Source organism: Kitasatospora purpeofusca, assembly GCF_000718025.1.
Classification (GTDB): domain Bacteria; phylum Actinomycetota; class Actinomycetes; order Streptomycetales; family Streptomycetaceae; genus Kitasatospora; species Kitasatospora purpeofusca.
In genome coordinates, this window is record NZ_JODS01000009.1 from 111,600 (window position 1) to 128,358 (window position 16,759).

The window sequence follows — 16,759 nt, forward strand, 5'->3', positions numbered from 1 at the left end:
GCGATGGGTTCGGCATCGCCGGGCGGGCCGGTGGAGGGGCTGACGGAGGCGCTCGCCGAGCTGCTCCGGCAGGCCGACGGCGGGCCGCAGCCGCAGGACCTCGCGGACGTCCTGTGGATCGCCGGGCTGGCCGGAATGCTGGAGCCTCCTCCGCCGCCGCCCGCGCCGCCGTCGCCTCCGTCCCCGCCGACCCCACCGCTACCGATGCCCTCCGCACCTCGACCGTCCGCAGCGCCGCGGCCCGCACGGGCCCGGCCGAGGTCGACCGTCGTACCGTGGCAGTCCTCGCCGCCCCCGCCCGCCGGGCGGACCCCGATCGGTCCGGCACCCGTCGTCGCCCTACCGCCCCCACCGCCCCCGCCACCACCGCCCGTACGCCCGCCCACCGGACCGCACGTCGCGCTGCACCACCGCTCCGGGAGCCAGGGTCGCCCCGAGAACCCCGGAGCCGACGAGCCCAGCGGCCACGTCATCCGGGTCACCCAGCCCGCCGCCCTGGACGGCGGCCTCGCCCTGGCCCGGGCCCTGCGCCCGCTGCGCCGCGCGGTCGACGCCCCCGGTCGGGCCACCCTCGACGAGGAGGCGACGGCCGAGGCCACCGCCGAGACCGGCATCCTGCTCCCGGCCTGGCGGCCCGCCCAGCAACCGCGCTTCTCGGTCGACCTGCTGGTGGACACCGGCGCCACGATGGCCGTCTGGCACCGGCTGGCGGGCGAGCTGAGCACCCTGCTGGAGCGGCACGGCGCGTTCGCCGACGTGCGGTGCTGGGCGCTGGACACCGACCGGCCGGTCCCCACCCTTGCGCCGTTCCACCGGCGCCGTCCGGGCGCACCTGCCGCCGCCAGGGCCGACTGGTCCCGGCCGCTCAACGACCCGACCGACCGGCGGATCCTGCTCGTCCTCACCGACGGCGTCGGCCCGGCCTGGTACGGGAAGGAGCTGCCGAAGTTCCTCGCCGGCGTCGCCGCCGCCCGGCCCGCGGCCGCGCTCCAGGTGCTGCCCCGGCGGCTCTGGCACCGGACGGCGCTGCGCACCGCCCTCGTCGCCGCACGCGCCTCCGTGGCGGGCCGGCCGGTCCCGGCCTTCCGCTCGGACGCCGCCCTGCCCGGCATCCCGCCCGGCAGCCGGGGCGCCGAGGCCCGGGCGGCCATCCGCTGGCTGCCGGTGCTGGAGGTCGACGCCGACTGGATCACCCCGTGGGCCGACCTGACCGCGGGCCGCACCTCCGGGTGGACGCCGATGCTCGCCGCACCGATCGCGGGTATGCCCGAGCGGCAGCGTCCGACCCGTCCCGCCGGCGCTCCGGCCACGCCCGCCGAACGTGTCGCCCGGTTCCGGGCCGGCAGCTCGCCCGCCGCGTACCGGCTGGCCTGCCACCTGGCGGCGGCGCCGCTCAGCCTGCCGGTGATGCGGCTGGTCCAGCGGGCCGCCGTGCCGGAGTCCGGGCAGACCGATCTCGCCGAACTGTTCCTCTCCGGGCTGATCGCACCCCGGGGCGGCGCGGCCACCGACCCGGACGAGCAGGTCTACGACTTCCGGGACGGCGTGCGGAAGGAACTGCTCGCCGAGCTGACCCGCACCGAGGCCGTCCAGGTGCTGGAGCACGTGCTCACCAAGGTCTCCGGCCGGGTCGCGGCGACCTTCGGCGGCACCCGCGACTTCCGCGCCGTCGCCAGGCTGGTCGGTGCGGTCGACGTGGGCGAGGAGGCCGGCGGTGAGGTGCGGCTGTCGGCGCGGAGCCTGCCGTTCGCCGAGGTCGCGGTGACGGTCCTCGCGAGCGCGGGCGGCCAGCACGCAGCACTGGCCGCGCGGCTGGCCGCGGCGGTGACGCGGACGGCGCGTCGTGAGGCGGAGGCGACGCCGACGCCCCGGCCGGACCCGCCACTGCTCCGGCCCGATCGGCTGTCCCCGGTCCGGCCGGTCCTGAGCCCACCGGAACCGCCGAGGATGATCGGACGGAAGCGCGAACTCGCCGCTCTGGCAGCCGCCTTCGACCCTGGCCGGGCGGCGTCCGGACCGCCCGAGCAGCCTGCCGTGGTCGTCGTCGTCGGCGACGCCGGTATGGGGCGACGCCGGTTGGTCCAGGAGTACGTCCAGGCGTACGGCGGGCGCCACAGCTTCACCCACTGGATCGACGCGCACTCGCCCGGCTCCCTGGAGCTCGGGCTCGGTCAGCTCTGGTCCGCCCTCTCCCCTGCCGACGAACCCTACGTCGCGTCCTCCCCGGCCGCCCTGCGCGATCGGCTGGAACGGCATCGGGACTGGCTCGTCGTTCTCGACAGCTTCCCCCAGGACGGCTGGCCCGCCCAGCCCGGGTACCGGTTCTCCTTCGAACCCCTCGGGCGGGGTTGCGTGCTCGTCACGACGGGCGACCCCCAACTCCGGCCGACGGGCGTCACGATCGTCGAACTCCGAAGCCTCGACACCGCCGAGGTGCTGGACGAGCTGGTGGCGCGGCTGGGCCCCGCGTACGCCCCGGACGACTCCGGCCAAGCCACGGCCCTGCGACGGTTGGCACAGCGCCTGCCGCACATGCCGGACGTCCTCGCCGAGACGGACCTCGACGCGGAACTGGCGCGCGCCCTGCCCGCCGCGACCGACCCGCCGCCGCCGCCGATCCGAACGAACAGCGACCAGGTCGTCGTCTACACCACGATCCAGGGCCTACCGGTGATGCTGCGCCTTCCGGTCCCGAGCCCCACGCGGTACCGGATCCCCGCACCGTCCCCTGCGTTCACCGGCCGCGCCGAGGCACTGGCCACCCTGCTGTCGTTCCTGAAGCCCTCGGAACCCAAACATTTTCCGAACCGCGCCACCCTCGTCACCGGTTCCCCAGGCGTAGGGAAGTCCGAGCTTGTCCGCCAAGCCGTCGGGACGGCCCTGGGAAACGGCTGGTACTCCGGTGGAGCGCTCTACCTCGACCTGCGCGAGCATCCGAACAGCTCCGCGCCGTCCGACCCGCAGGCTCCGGCTGTCATCCTGCAGGCCCTGGGCGTTCCGGCTGACATCGTGCCGCCGGACCCCCGTGACCGGCTCAACCTTCTCCGGGACTATCTCGGTCAACTCAGCATGCAGGCCGGACCGCTCCTGCTTGTACTCGACAATGCGCCACCGCACTTGGACCTCGCGCCGTGCCTCCCGTTCTACAGCTCAGTCACTGTCCTCGTCACCTCCCGCCATTCGCTGCCGATCGGCGCCACCCTGCTCGACCTGGGGACAATGACCCCGGAGGATTCCGTCCAACTCCTACGCAACGGGGTGCGGGCGTCCCTGCCCGGCGACGAACGTGCCGGGGGCCCACCCGGTCCCTGGCTGGCGCTGGCCGAGCTGTGCGACGGTCTGCCGCTGGCGCTGACGATCTGCGTCGACCGTCTGGCCGATCAACCGGCCCTCCCCGTGGCCTCCCTTGTCCGGGAGCTGAATGACCCCCCCTTCCTGCTCGACGGGCTCAGTAATCGCGCGCGGAGCATGCGGGTCGCCTTCACCGAGTCGTACCTGGACCTGTCGAGCAGCGAGAGCCGGTTGTTCCGCCTGCTCTCCGTGTACCCGTACTACGAGCTGTCCGCCGACGTCGCCGCAGGCGTGGCGAACCTCGACATCCTGGTGGCGGAGCAGCTCATGGCCGCCCTTGCCCGGGCCCATCTGGTGGAGCCGGGCCCGACCCGGGACCACTGGCGGCTCCCCCCGTTGACCCGGCTCTACTCCCTCAGCCGGGGCCAGGCCAACGCCGATGTCGACGATCGGGACGTCGCACTCGACCGGCTGCTGGTCCACTACCAACTGGAGATGGACGCCGCTTCCGCGCCCGGTGGGCTTCGATCCGGCGTCCGCTTCCGCGATCCCGAGCGCGCCCGGGCCTGGCTGGAGGCGGAGCGGCCGATCCTGGTCGCGCTGGCCGAGTACGCGGCCGAGCACGGTGGAATCGACGCAGCCTTCGCGTTCACCCGTTCTCTGCTGCGGATCCTCCTCGGCGACCGGCAGTTCGACGACCTGACCACCATCGCCGAGAGCATGCGGGCGATCGACCACCGCCGGGGCGACAACACGGTTGCCGAGTGGTTCCTGCGCGCCCTCGTCCAGGCCCTGAACGAGGCCCGGATCCGGACCGTGGACCTGCCCGCCGAAGATCGGGCGGCGCTCGACCGGCTGTTCCGGCTCTTCTCCGGGGAGGAGGAGGCCCGGACCAACCAGCTCTATCTGGCCATTCAGTTCCCGGACGCCGACGAGGCAGCGGTCCTCCTCCTGGAGCAGATCCTCGGCGAGGTCCAGCGCGCCTCCACCATCGAGAGCGGGCTCAGCCGGCCGTCGCCCGGGTTCGGGGCCGAACTGCTGCTCGCGTTCGTCGAACCGGGCGATCCCCTGGCCACGGCCGGGCGCACTGTCCTGGACCTCTGGGAGCGGATCAAACGGCTCTCCCCCGCCGACCGGCCGCGGACCCCGATCATCGTGTCCGTCCTGCACGGCAGCCACCCCGAACACCTGCCCGGAGCCGACCTGTTGAGGAGAATGATCGCCGGGGACCGCCACGTCCGCGACCGGCCCGTCACGGCCGTCGCCGTCTCCCGGCCGGTGTTCGACATGCTCACCGAGCAGTTCGGCACGGACATCACCGTGCGATTCAGCCTGATGCCGATCGAGGGCGCGGAGCCACCGGCCGAGGACGCCATCTACCTGTACAACGGGGACCCGCAGCTCCTGGGCCTGATCCTCTCCCATCCGACGGCCGGCCGGATCATCGAATCGTGAGTCCGCCCGCCCCACCAGTGGCGGTGGGGCGGGCGGGCCCGTGGTCGCGCGGGCGTCAGGCGAGGCAGGCGGCGTCGGGCAGCGCCTCCAGGTACTTCCGGTCCAGCAGGGTCTTGACGTTGTAGGAGTCGCTCCCGAACTCGACGGGCTTCAGCTTCTCGTTCAGGTACTGCTGGATGCCCTTGCCGGGCTGGGCGAAGCCGGAGGCGATGCCGCCCTGTTCGACCTTGAAGGGCAGCTTCACGCCGTAGCAGTGGTAGCTGTCGACCTCCTTGCCCTCCTCGACCACCGGGTTGAGGCTGTCCGGCGGGAGCGCGCGCTCGGGGAAGGACGTGCCGGTCTTCGACAGGTAGCGGCCGTAGTAGAGCCCGAAGCGGTCGAGCTTGGTGCCGGTGGGGATCTCGACGGTGGTCCGGTCGATGGTGCCGTTGACGTCGCGGAAGCCGTCCTCGGCCGGGTACTTCCAGTCCAGGCCGTCGCGGTACCAGGAGAGGAACTGCTGCGGCGTGAGGCCTCCGAAGCGGTCGTAGCCCTTCAGCAGCTTCGCGACCCCGGTGGGCAGGTTCCTGGGGCCGAGCTCCTTGAAGCCGCAGTAGAAGTTCTTCTTGTCCTCGGGGGTCGGCCGGTACTGCTCGCTGGGGCAGTCGGTCGGGTCCGCCTGGGCCTCGGTGACCGGGAGCGTGGTGGCGGCGGCGCTCTGGGTGGCAGCGGTGCCGGTCACCAGCAGGGCGGCCGCCAGGGACAGGGCGGCGAGATGGCGGGAACGCATGGGGGTGGGTCCTCCGGGGGGGGTGGCAGGGGTCCGGGCCGGGCGCGCAGGGGAGCGCCCGGTAGGACGGAAGGGATTGATCGACAACGGGTCGATCGGCACCGGAAGCTACACGCCGCCACGGCATTGATTCGTGGGCGAAACGCCCACCTTGGCCCCATTCACCCGACCGGCCGAGGTCCGCCGCGACCGGCGCCAATTCCACGGGCGGAAAGGGGCTTTCGCCCCGGCCGGGGCCAGTGCCGGCCCCGGTCCCGGCCCCAGTCCCGACCCCGGTCCCGGTCGCCGAGCAAATGGTTCACGAGGAGAAATATCTACTTCTTCACGGATGTTCTCCCGTGAGTGTGCGCGGGAAGGGCCCGCCACCAGGCGAGGACAGGAGCGACCGTGCGCGTCGAGATCTGGAGCGACATCAACTGCCCGTGGTGCTACATCGGCAAGGCGCGGTTCGAGCGGGCGTTGGAGCGCTTCCCGCACCGGGAGGCCGTGGAGGTCGTCCACCGGTCGTTCGAGCTCGACCCCCGGGCGCCGCAGGAGGCCCGGCCGGTGGTGCCGCTGATCGCCGCCAAGTACGGGCTCGGGCTGGAGCAGGCCGAGGCGGCGGAGCAGCGGATCGCCGACAACGCCGAGGCCGAGGGGCTGGCGTACCTGCGCTCGGGGCGTGATGCCGCGAACTCCTTCGACATGCACCGCCTGCTCCACTTCGCGGCCGAGCACGGGCGGCAGGCGGAGCTGCTGGACGCCCTCTACCGGGCCAACTTCGCCGAGGAACGGTCCGCGTTCGCGCCCGGGCGGCTCGCCGAGCTGGCGGTCGAGGCCGGTCTGGACGGGGCGGAGGCGGCCCGGGTGCTGGCCGATCCGGACGCCTACGCGGAGGCGGTGCGCGAGGACGAGGCGACGGCCAGCGCGATGGGTGCCACCGGGGTGCCGTTCTTCGTGCTCGACCGGCGGCTCGGGGTCTCGGGCGCGCAGCCGACCGAGACCTTCACGGCGGCGCTGGAGCAGGCCTGGGACAGCCGGACGGTCGTACCGCTCGTCACCGTCGGCGGGGACGGCGGCGGGGACACCGACGCCTGCGGGCCGGAGGGCTGCGAGGTGCCGCGACGCTGACGGCGCCGACGCCGCGGACGCCGCCCACGGACGGCCGATGCGGGATGCTGGCCGCATGAGTACCGCGGTAGTGGTGGGCGGCGGGCCGAACGGGCTCGCCGCCGCCGTCCGGCTGGCCCGGGCGGGTGTGCGGGTGACCGTGCTGGAGGCAGCCGGGGAGATCGGCGGCGGGGCGCGCAGCGGGGAGGCGATCGTGCCCGGGCTGCTGCACGACCACTGCTCCGCCATCCACCCGATGACCATCGGCTCGCCCTTCCTGCGCGGCCTCGGCCTGGAGCGCTTCGGGCTGGAGTTCCGGCTGCCGGAGATCGACTGCGCGCACCCGCTGGAGGACGGCACGGCCGGGGTCCTGCACCGCTCGGTCGCCGCGACGGCCGACGGGCTCGGGGGCGTCGACGGCCGGCGCTGGCGGCAGCTGTTCGAGGGGCCGGTCGCGGGGTACGACCGGCTCGCCGACGACCTCATGGGCCCGCTGCTGCGGCTCCCCCGCCACCCGGTGCGGCTCGCCCGCTTCGGCGCGCCCGCCCTGCTCCCGGCCACCGCCGTCGCCCGGGCCTTCACCGGGGAGCGGGCCCGGGCGCTGTTCGGCGGGGCCGCCGCCCACGCCTTCCAGCCGCTGGACCGGCCGCTCAGCGCCGCCGTGGGCCTGGGGCTGCTGACCGCCGGGCACCGGTACGGCTGGGCCGTGGCCGTCGGCGGCTCGGGGGCGATCACCCGGGCGCTGGCCGCGCTGCTCACCGAACTGGGCGGGGTCATCGAGACCGGCGTCCCGGTCCGCTCGGCGGACCACCTGCCGCCCGCCGACCTCGTCCTGTACGACCTCGCGCCCGGCGCCGTCGCCGCCGTCCTCGGCGACCGGCTGCCGACCCGGACCGCCCGTGCCTACCGCCGGTTCCGGCACGGCCCGGGCGCGTTCAAGGTGGACTTCGCGGTGGCGGGCGGGGTGCCGTGGACGGCCGAGCCGGCCCGCCGCGCCGGGACCGTCCACCTCGGCGGCAGCTTCGCCGAGCTGGCCGCCGCCGAGCGCGACGTGACCGCCGGGCGGATGCCGGAGCGGCCGTTCGTGCTGGTCGGCCAGCAGTACCTGGCCGACCCCGGCCGTTCGGCGGGCGACGTCCACCCGCTGTGGACGTACGCCCATGTGCCGCACGGCTGGACCGGGGACGCCACCGAGGCGGTGATCGCCCGGATCGAGAGCTTCGCGCCCGGCTTCCGCGAGCGCGTCCTCGGCATGATCGTGCGCCGCCCGGCCGACTTCGCCGCCGACAACCCCAACTTCGTCGGCGGCGACATCATGACCGGCGCCAAGGACGTCCGTCAGCTGGTGCTCGGGCCCCGGGCCACCCTCCACCCCTACGCCACCGGGCTGCCCGGCCACTACCTCTGCTCCGCCGCGACCCCGCCCGGGCCCGGCGTCCACGGCATGTGCGGGGCCAATGCGGCGGAGGCGGCCCTGCGGTGGCTGCGTGGGCGGCCTGCCGGCGGGCGGGGGCGGGGCACGGCGCGCGACTGAAGGCGGACAAGGCGCCGGGGCAAGGGCGGGGGCCCGGCCTCGTCACCTGGTCAGCCGGTCACCCCGTCACCCCGTCACCCCGTCACCCGGGAGAACGAGCGGCGGTAGACCCGGGGCGGGACGCCGCGGCGGCGGACGAAGCGCTCCCGCAGGACCGCCGCGCCGCTGTAGCCGACCCGGCGGGCGATCTCCTCCACCGGCAGGTCGGTGGTCTCCAGGAGTTCCTCGGCGGCGGTCAGCCGCAGCTCGCCGAGCCAGGCGTGCGGGGTGGTGCCGGTGGCGGCGGCGAAGCGGCGCAGGAAGGAGCGCTTGCTCATCACGGCGCGGCGGGCCAGTTCGGCGACCGGCAGCGGCCGGTGGAGGTTGGCGCGGGCCCAGCCGAGCAGTTCGGCGAGTCGCTCGTCCTCGCCGTCCTCGGGCACCGGTGCGGCGAGGTACTGGGCCTGGCCGCCGTCGCGGTGGGAGGGCAGCACCATGTCCCGGGCGATGTGGTTGGCGACGGCGGCGCCGTGCTCGCGCCGGATCAGGTGCAGGCAGAGGTCGAAGCCCGCGGCGGCGCCGGCACCGGTGGTGATCCGGCCGTCGTCCAGGTAGAGCGCCTCGGGTTCGACGGTGACGCCCGGGTGGCTGCGGGCCAGCAGTCCGGCGAAGCGCCAGTGGGTGGTGGCGCGGCGGCCGTCGAGCAGTCCGGCGGCGGCGAGCGCGAAGGTGCCGACGCAGTGGGCGGCGACCAGGGCGCCGCGGTCGTGGGCGGCCGCCAGGGCGTCCAGGACGGCCGGCGGGGGCGGGGTGCGGAAGCCGGCACCGGGGAGGGCGAGCACGAGGTCGGCGGCGGCGAGCCGGTCCAGGCCGTGCGCGATCGCCAGCGGCACGCCGAGGTCGGTGTCGACGCTGCCGGGACGGTCGGCGCAGAGGGCGAAGTCGAAGCCCGGCAGTTCCGCCCCGTGCGGGCCGAAGACCTCGGCGACGATGCCGACGGCGAGCATGCCGGCACCGGGCGGGACGTAGGCGGCGACGGTGCTGAAGGGGGCCATCCGCGGAGTGTGGCACAGCGGGCGGCGGGCGGTCGGCATTTTTCCTGCGATCGCTGGCATCTGTGCCACTCGTCGGGGGCGTGGGCGTTCGACAGGATCGACGCATGACGAACGCACCGATCGCGAACGCCCCGCTGACCGACGCTCCCCTCACCGACGCTCCCCCCATCAACGCCCCTCTGGCCGACGCACCGCCGGCGGACGCTCCGCTCGGCCGCAGCGCCGCCTTCCACGTCCTGACCACCGGCTACGTGGGCTCCACCGGCCCCGGGGTCGCCGCCACCGTCTCCTACGTCACGGACGCCGGACGGCATGTGGTCTTCGACCCGGGCATGGTGGCGAGCCAGGACGACATCCTCGGCCCGCTGGCCGCGCTGGGGCTCGGCCCCGAGGACATCACCGATGTGGTGCTCAGCCACCACCACCCCGACAACACCATGAACGTGGGCCTCTTCGGCCGGGCCCGGGTGCACGACCACCGGGTCGAGTACCGGGGCCACCAGTGGACGAACCGGGACGCCGAGGGGTACGAGCTGACCCCCTCCCTGCGGCTGATCCGCACGCCCGGGCACAGCGCCGAGGACATCACGCTGCTGGCCGGGACGCCGGAGGGCGTGGTCGCGTTCGCCGGCGACCTGTGGTGGCACGCGGCCGGACCGGCGGAGGACCCGGTGGCTCCGGACCGCGAGCTCCTGCGGGCCTCCCGGCTCCGGGTGCTGGCCGCCGCGGACCTCATCGTGCCCGGTCACGGCGCTCCCTTCCGCGGCGACGAGTCCACCCCGCGGTAGGGCGGGCCGCGCGGTGGGCGCCCGGCGGCGGGCGGGGGTCGGGACAGAGGCAGGGGCAGGGGATGGGCCGAATGTATGTATCGCTCTCTTGACTGGCGTCACCGAAGCGCGATACTTGCCTCACTCCCGCTCGCCCGATGAGGTGGCCCACCCATGGAGCTCTCGCCCTCCGCGCACGTGGACACGTTCTGTCGCGACAACCTGCCACCCCTCGAGGAGTGGCCCGAATTCCTCTTCGACCTACCGGAGTTGGCCTATCCGGACCGATTGAACTGCGCACACGAGCTGCTCGACGCGACGATCGAGCGGTTCGGCCCGGACCGGCGCTGCCTGGTCACGCCGGACGGCGTCTGGACGTACGGCGAACTGCGCGGTCACGCCGACGCGGTGGCCCGGCTGCTGACCGGGCAGCTGGGCCTTGTGCCCGGCAACAGGGTCCTGTTACGGGGGCCCAACGCACCCTGGCTGGTGGCCTGTTGGCTCGGGGTCCTGAAGGCCGGCGGGGTGGTGGTGACCACCATGCCGCTGCTGCGGGCGGCCGAGCTGACCGCCCTGCACGAGGTCGCGGCGCCCGTACTGGCGCTCTGCGACCACCGCTTCCTCGCCGAGCTGGAGCAGGCCGCGACACCCGGGCTGACCGTGGTGCCGTACGGCGGCCCCGGACCCGAGGACCTCACCGCGCGCTGCGCCGCGACGGCCGGCCCGTTCACCGCCGTCCCGACCGCCGCCGACGACGTCGCGCTGATCGCCTTCACCTCCGGCACCACCGGACGGCCCAAGGCCACCCTGCACTTCCACCGCGACGTGCTCGCCAACGCCGATACCTTCTCGCACCACCTGCTGCGGCCCACCGCCGACGACCTGTTCGCCGGCACCCCGCCGCTCGCCTTCACCTTCGGGCTCGGCGGCCTGGTGGTCTTCCCGATGCGGGCCGGCGCGGCCACCCTGCTGCTGGAGCAGGCCACGCCGGAGCAGTTGGCCGAGCACGTGCACCGGCACGGCGTAGACGTGCTGTTCACCGCGCCGACGGCCTACCGGGCGATCCTCGCCTCCGGGCTGGCCGACCGGCTCGCCGGGGTACGGCGGTGCGTCTCGGCCGGCGAGCACCTGCCGGCCGCCGTCTGGGAGGCGTTCCGCGAGGCCACCGGGCAGCGGCTGATCGACGGCATCGGCGCCACCGAGCTGCTGCACGTGTTCATCTCCGCCGCCGACGGGGACATCCGCCCCGGCTCGACCGGCCGTCCCGTGCCGGGCTACCGGGCGGCGATCCTGGACGAGCAGGGCCGGCCGGTGCCGGACGGGCAGCCCGGGCGGCTCGCGGTCAAGGGCCCCACCGGCTGCCGCTATCTGCGCGACGAACGCCAGCACGAGTACGTGCGCGACGGCTGGAACCTCACCGGGGACACCTACGTGCGCGACCCGGACGGGTACTTCTGGTACCGGGCGCGCAATGACGACATGATCGTCTCCTCCGGCTACAACATCGCCGGGCCCGAGGTGGAGCAGGTCCTCGCCGACCACCCCGACGTCGCCGACTGCGCGGTGGTCGGGGCGCCGGACGAACGGCGCGGCACCGTGGTCAAGGCCTATGTGGTGCTGCGCGCGGGCGTCGCCGCCGGGCCGGACACCGTCCGCGCGCTCCAGGAGCACGTCAAGCAGGCCATCGCGCCCTACAAGTACCCGCGCGCGGTCGAGTTCGTCGACGCGCTGCCGCGCACCGCGACCGGGAAGCTGGCCCGGGCCGAGCTGCGCCGCCGGGCCGCCCCCGTGCCGGCGCCCTCGACGGAGGCCGCGGCCGGTCCGCAACCCGCCAGTGTGACCGTCGAGCGGCGGGTCGAGTGGTCGGACACCGACGCCGCCGGGCACTACCACTTCTCGGCCGTCCAGCGCTGGGCCGAGGCCGCCGAGGCGACGCTGCTGCGCCGGCTGGGCCTGGACGGGCTGTTCGGCCGGATCCCCCGGGTGCACTTCGAGGCCGACTACCGCGAACGGCTGTGGTTCGGCGACCTGGTCCGGGTGGAACTGCGGGTCGAGCGGGTCGGCGGCTCCTCGCTGCACTACGCCTTCGAGGTGCACGGCCCGAACGGCCCGGCCGCGGGCGGGCGGATGTCGGTGGTGCACGCCGCGCCGCACGCCAAGGGCACCGAGCCCTGGCCGGAGCCGGTGCGCCGGGCGCTGACCGGGGCCGGACGGCAGGATCCGGAGGTGATCCGGTGAGCACGGCAGAGGGTCGTAGGACAGCCGGGGCCGGGGCCGCCCGCCGGGTGGCGGTGATCGGCGGCGGTCCGGGCGGGCTCTACTTCGCCGCCCTGGCCCGCCGACTGGCGCCGGAGCGGGAGATCACCGTCTTCGAACGGGACGGCCGCGAGGACGAGTTCGGCTTCGGGGTGGTGTTCTCCGACGAGACGCTGGACGGCATCGCGCAGGCCGACCCGGCCGTGTTCGCGGCGATGGGCGCCGAGTTCGCACGCTGGAGCGACATCGACGTCCGGTACGCCGGGCAGGTGCGCACCAGCGGCGGCCACGGGTTCGCGGCGCTGGACCGCAACCGGCTGCGCGCGATCCTGCAACGGCGCTGCGACGAACTGGCGGTGGACGTCCGCTACCGCACGCCCGCACCCCCCGTCGGGCAACTCGTCGAGGAGTACGACCTGATGGTGGCCGCCGACGGCATCAACTCGGCGACGCGGGCCGCGTACGCCGACACCTTCCGGCCGGAGCTGGACCAGCGGCACGCCCGCTACATGTGGCTCGCCACCGACAAGGTCTTCGACGCCTTCACCTTCCTCGTCGAGCGCTTCGACTTCGGGGTGCTCCAGGTGCACGCCTACCCGTACAGCGCGCAGCGGTCGACCTTCATCGTGGAGATCGCCGAGGACGCCTGGCGCCGGGCGGGCTTCGAGGCCCTCGCCGACCGGGAGTTCGCGCGCGGCGAGAGCGACGAGGAGAGCGTGCGGCGCTGCGCGGAGCTGCTCGCCCCGCACCTGGAGGGGCACCGGCTGATCCCCAATGCCTCCCGCTGGATCCGCTTCACCACGGTGCGCAACGCCACTTGGCGGCACCGGAACGTGGTGCTGCTCGGTGACGCCGCGCACTCGGCGCACTTCTCGATCGGCTCGGGCACCAAGCTGGCCCTGGAGGACGCCCTCGCCCTGGCCGCGAGCCTGGGCGAACAGCCCACCGTGGAGCAGGCGTTGGCGGCGTACGAGGCGGAGCGGCGGCCGGTGGTGGAGTCCACCCAGCGGGCGGCGCAGGCCAGTCTGGAATGGTTCGAGACGATCGACCGGCGGACCGGGCAGGACGCCGACCGGTTCGCGTTCAATCTGCTCACCCGCAGCCGCCGGGTCACCTACGGCAACCTCCGGGACCGCGACCCCGGGTTCGTCGCGGCGGTGGAGGCGGCCTTCGCGGGCGGTGCCGATCCGGCCGGGGCGGCGGCGGTGCCACCGATGTTCCGGCCGCTCAAGCTGGCCGCGCTGGAGCTGCGCAACCGGGTGGTGGTGCCGCCGCTGGCCACCTTCACCTCGCCCGACGCGCTGCCCAGTGCCTTCGACCGGGCCCAGCTGACCGCCCACGCGCTCGGCGGCGCCGGGCTGGTGATCGCCGGGATGACGGCGGTCACGCCGGAGGGCCGGGCCACCGACCACTGCCCGGGCCTGTGGAACGACCGGCAGGAGGCGGCCTGGCGCGAACTCCTCGCCGACGTCAGGGCGGTGAGCGACACCCCCGTCGGGATCCAGCTCACCCACGCCGGGCGGCGGGCCGCCACCTCGGTGCCGGGACCGGACGGGATCGGCCGGTCCCTGGGCGCGGACGGCTGGCCGCTGCTGGCCGCCTCGCCACTGCCCTGGGACGCCGGGAGCCCGCGTCCGCACGAGGCCAACCAGATCGAACTCGCCGCCGTGGTCGCGGACTTCGCGGCCGCCGCCGAGCGTGCGGCGCGGATCGGCTTCGAGGTACTGGAGCTCCAGTTCGGCCACGGCCACCTGCTCTCCGGCTTCCTGTCGCCGCTCACCAACCGGCGCACCGACCGCTACGGCGGCCCGCTCGCCCAGCGGTTGCGGCTGCCGCTGGAGGTGCTGGCGGCGGTCCGCGCGGTCTGGCCGGCCGGACGGCCGCTGCTGGTGCGGATCTCGGCGAGCGACTGGGCACCGGGCGGCACCACCGAGGCGGAGGCCGTCGCGATCTGCCGGGCCCTCGGGGACGGCGGGGCGGACGCGGTGGACGTCTCCACCGGCGAGGTGGTGGCGCACCAGCGGCCGCCGTACGGGCGCGGCTACCAGACGCCGTTCGCCGAACTGGTGCGCGCGGCCACCGGCCTGCCCACCGTCGCGGTCGGCGCGATCTCCGGGCACGACGACGCCGACTCGGTGCTGCTGGCCGGGCGCGCCGACCTGGTCGCGGTCGGCCGGGCCCAGCTGCACGACCCGCTGTGGACCCTGCATGCCGCCGCCGAGCAGGGGTACACCGGCCCTGGTGCCCGCTGGCCCGGACCGTGGGCGGCGGGCAGCCGGCGCCCGCCCGGGCCGGGATCCGACCGGGTGGCGCCGAGGCTGCGGCTGGTGCGCGAGCCCGAGCCGCCGGTGCACCGGCGCTGGCGGCCCGACCACCCGGGCGACGCCGACCGCATCCAGTAGTACACCGACCGCACCCAGCGCACCGAGGAGGCACGATGACCGAGCCGATCGCCGCCGCGCTGCGGCGCCCGCGCTTCACCGCGGCCGCCGTACAGGCCTCGCCCGTCTTCCTGGACCCCGCCGCCACCGTGGCCAAGGCGGTCGCCCTGATCCACGAGGCGGCCGAGCACGGCGCCACCCTGGTGGTCTTCCCCGAGGTGTTCGTCCCCGGCTACCCGTACTGGAACTGGACCATGAACCCGGTCCAGGGCTCGCCCTGGTACGAGCGCCTCTACCGCGCCTCGGTGGACGTGCCGGGCCCCTACGTCGACGCGCTGCGCGCCGCCGCCCGCCGGGCCGGCGTGGTGCTGGTGATCGGCGTCAACGAGCGCGGCCGGCACAGCCTCGGCGTGCTCTACAACACCGTGCTGGTCATCGACGCCGACGGCGAACTGCTGAGCGTGCACCGCAAGCTGGTCCCCACCTGGGCCGAGAAGCTGACCTGGACCCCGGGCGACGGCAGCACGCTGCGGGTCCACGACACCGCCGTCGGCCCGCTCGGCGCGCTGGCCTGCGGCGAGAACACCAACCCGCTGGCCCGGTTCACCCTCCTCGCGCAGGGCGAACTCGTCCACGCGGCCTGCTACATCGCGCTGCCGGTCGCCCCCGAGGACTACGACATGGCGGAGGCGATCGCGCTGCGCGCCGCCGCGCACTGCTTCGAGGGCAAGGTCTTCACCGTGGTCTCCTGCTCCACCGTCTCCCCCGAGATCGTCGACGCCATCGCCGGCGAGGACCAGCAGCTGCGCAAGCAACTCTCCCGCCCGCGCAGTGCGTTGTCCGGGATCTTCGGGCCCGACGGGCGCGCGGTGACCGAGCCGCTGGTGGACGAGGAGGGGATCGTGTACGCCGAGATCGACCTCGGCGACTGCGTCCGGCCCAAGCAGATGCACGACATCGTCGGCCACTACAACCGCTTCGACGTCTTCCGGCTGCACGTCGACAACCGCCCGCTGCAGCCGCTGACCTTTCCCGAACCGCCCCCGAAGGAGGAGGAATGACCGACTACGACGACGACCGGATCGGCCGCGCCCGGGTCGCCGACAACCCCGAACTCGCCGCCTACTACGAAGAGCTGGCCAAGGTCGACGCGGGCGCGCTGTGGACCGTGGCGAACGAGATCGAGCCCTGGTACCCGCAGCCGAAGTCGGTGCCGGTGCTCTGGCGCTACGCCGACCTGCGGCCGCTGGTCCGCAAGGCGCTGCCCCTGGTCAGGGCCGACGACGCCGGCCGCCGGGTGGTCATGCTGGTCAACCCGGGCCGCCGCGAACTCAGCGCCGCCGTCGGCCTGCTGTACACCGGCCTGCAGATCATGGGCCCCGGCGAGGCGATGACCGCGCACCGCCACCAGGCCTCCGCGCTGCGCTTCGTGCACGAGGGCACCGGTGCCTGGACGATCGTCGACGGCCAGAAGCTCAAGGTCGGCCCGCGGGACTTCGCGATCACGCCCAACGGCGCCTGGCACGAGCACGGGAACGAGTCCGAGGACGCCCCGGTGATCTGGCAGGACGGCCTGGACATCCCGCTGGTCAACATGCTCGACGCCAACTTCTACGAGGTGCACCCCGAGCTGTACCAGCGGCCCGGACCGGTGGCCAACTCCTCCCTGCTCAGCTACGGCGGCAACCTGCTGCCGTACGGCGTCGAGAAGTGGACCCGGCCGTACTCGCCGCTGCTCGGCTGGCCCTGGGAGCCCAGCTACCACGCGCTCACCCGGCTCGCCCGCGCCACCGAGGGCTCGCCCTGGGACGGGGTGATCATGGAGTACACCAACCCGGTCACCGGCGGCTCGGTGATGCCCACCATGGGCGCCCACCTCCAGTTGCTGCGCCCCGGCCAGGCCACCCGGGCCCACCGGCACACCGGTTCGGTGGTCTACACGGCCGCCAAGGGACGGGGCGTCTCGGTGGTCGCCGGCCACCGCTTCACCTGGCAGCAGGGCGACATCTTCGTGGTGCCGTCCTGGGCCTGGCACGAGCACGCGAACCTCGACCCCGGCGAGGACGCCTGCCTGTTCTCCTTCAACGACTTCCCGGTGATGCACTCGCTCGGCCTGTACCGCGAGGAGCCCTACCCGGAGCACGACGGGCACCAGCCCACCACCACCCCGTGACCAGGAGCGC

The 16,759-nt window shown here is 74.5% G+C and carries 9 protein-coding genes and 2 pseudogenes; 9 read left to right on the top strand and 2 right to left on the bottom strand.

Translation table 11 applies throughout. From position 1 onward, the window contains the following. Positions 1-3 precede the first annotated feature (3 nt). A complete protein-coding gene (locus IF01_RS47515) occupies positions 4-4,746 on the top strand; it encodes an ATP-binding protein (RefSeq protein ID WP_030393995.1) in 4,743 nt (1,580 codons plus the stop codon). Between the two features lie 55 nt (positions 4,747-4,801). Here the strand turns inward: IF01_RS47515 and IF01_RS0115530 are convergent, their stop codons facing one another. Beyond that, complete coding sequence (locus IF01_RS0115530) at positions 4,802-5,515, bottom strand: TNT domain-containing protein (RefSeq protein ID WP_030393996.1); 714 nt, start codon at positions 5,513-5,515, stop codon at positions 4,802-4,804. Positions 5,516-5,902: 387 nt separating this feature from the next. Between IF01_RS0115530 and IF01_RS0115535 the strand changes: the two genes are divergently transcribed. After that, positions 5,903-6,625, top strand: a complete 723-nt coding sequence (locus IF01_RS0115535; RefSeq protein WP_030393997.1) for a DsbA family oxidoreductase — start codon at positions 5,903-5,905, stop codon at positions 6,623-6,625. A gap of 55 nt (positions 6,626-6,680) precedes the next feature. Beyond that, complete coding sequence (locus tag IF01_RS0115540; RefSeq protein ID WP_037779914.1) at positions 6,681-8,138, top strand: phytoene desaturase family protein; 1,458 nt, start codon at positions 6,681-6,683, stop codon at positions 8,136-8,138. Positions 8,139-8,212: 74 nt separating this feature from the next. Here the strand turns inward: IF01_RS0115540 and IF01_RS0115545 are convergent, their stop codons facing one another. Beyond that, positions 8,213-9,172, bottom strand: a complete 960-nt coding sequence (locus tag IF01_RS0115545; protein ID WP_037779942.1) for a GlxA family transcriptional regulator — start codon at positions 9,170-9,172, stop codon at positions 8,213-8,215. Between the two features lie 104 nt (positions 9,173-9,276). Here IF01_RS0115545 and IF01_RS0115550 point away from each other — a divergent pair, with 104 nt between their 5' ends. From IF01_RS0115550 to IF01_RS0115570, 6 genes and pseudogenes are all read left to right on the top strand, one after another. Then, the gene (locus IF01_RS0115550) at positions 9,277-9,960 is read left to right on the top strand and encodes an MBL fold metallo-hydrolase (protein ID WP_078879986.1); all 684 of its coding nucleotides are present in this window, start codon (positions 9,277-9,279) and stop codon (positions 9,958-9,960) included. A 153-nt stretch (positions 9,961-10,113) separates the two neighbouring features. Next, a pseudogene (locus tag IF01_RS0115555) lies at positions 10,114-11,724 on the top strand (AMP-binding protein); the annotation flags it as partial. Between the two features lie 108 nt (positions 11,725-11,832). Further along, positions 11,833-12,177: pseudogene (locus IF01_RS49945) on the top strand (acyl-CoA thioesterase); the annotation flags it as partial. Beyond that, on the top strand, positions 12,174-14,597 hold the full coding sequence (locus tag IF01_RS0115560) for an oxidoreductase (protein ID WP_051755388.1): 2,424 nt from the start codon (positions 12,174-12,176) through the stop codon (positions 14,595-14,597). The pseudogene IF01_RS49945 and the gene IF01_RS0115560, both read left to right, overlap by 4 nt. A 35-nt stretch (positions 14,598-14,632) precedes the next feature. Next, entirely contained in the window at positions 14,633-15,637 is a 1,005-nt protein-coding gene (locus tag IF01_RS0115565; protein ID WP_030394003.1) for a carbon-nitrogen hydrolase family protein, read from the top strand. Continuing rightward, the gene (locus IF01_RS0115570; protein ID WP_030394004.1) at positions 15,634-16,749 is read left to right on the top strand and encodes a cupin domain-containing protein; all 1,116 of its coding nucleotides are present in this window, start codon (positions 15,634-15,636) and stop codon (positions 16,747-16,749) included. The genes IF01_RS0115565 and IF01_RS0115570 overlap by 4 nt, the downstream gene beginning before the upstream one ends. Positions 16,750-16,759: the final 10 nt, after the last annotated feature.

What these genes read in the sequence shown, in the direction of transcription:
- IF01_RS47515 (WP_030393995.1), top strand. Translation starts at nt 4, where the DNA reads ATGGGTTCGGCATCGCCGGGCGGGCCGGTGGAGGGGCTGACGGAGGCG.
- IF01_RS0115530 (WP_030393996.1), bottom strand. Translation starts at nt 5,515, where the DNA reads ATGCGTTCCCGCCATCTCGCCGCCCTGTCCCTGGCGGCCGCCCTGCTG.
- IF01_RS0115540 (WP_037779914.1), top strand. Translation starts at nt 6,681, where the DNA reads ATGAGTACCGCGGTAGTGGTGGGCGGCGGGCCGAACGGGCTCGCCGCC.
- IF01_RS0115545 (WP_037779942.1), bottom strand. Translation starts at nt 9,172, where the DNA reads ATGGCCCCCTTCAGCACCGTCGCCGCCTACGTCCCGCCCGGTGCCGGC.
- IF01_RS0115550 (WP_078879986.1), top strand. Translation starts at nt 9,277, where the DNA reads ATGACGAACGCACCGATCGCGAACGCCCCGCTGACCGACGCTCCCCTC.
- IF01_RS0115565 (WP_030394003.1), top strand. Translation starts at nt 14,633, where the DNA reads ATGACCGAGCCGATCGCCGCCGCGCTGCGGCGCCCGCGCTTCACCGCG.
- IF01_RS0115570 (WP_030394004.1), top strand. Translation starts at nt 15,634, where the DNA reads ATGACCGACTACGACGACGACCGGATCGGCCGCGCCCGGGTCGCCGAC.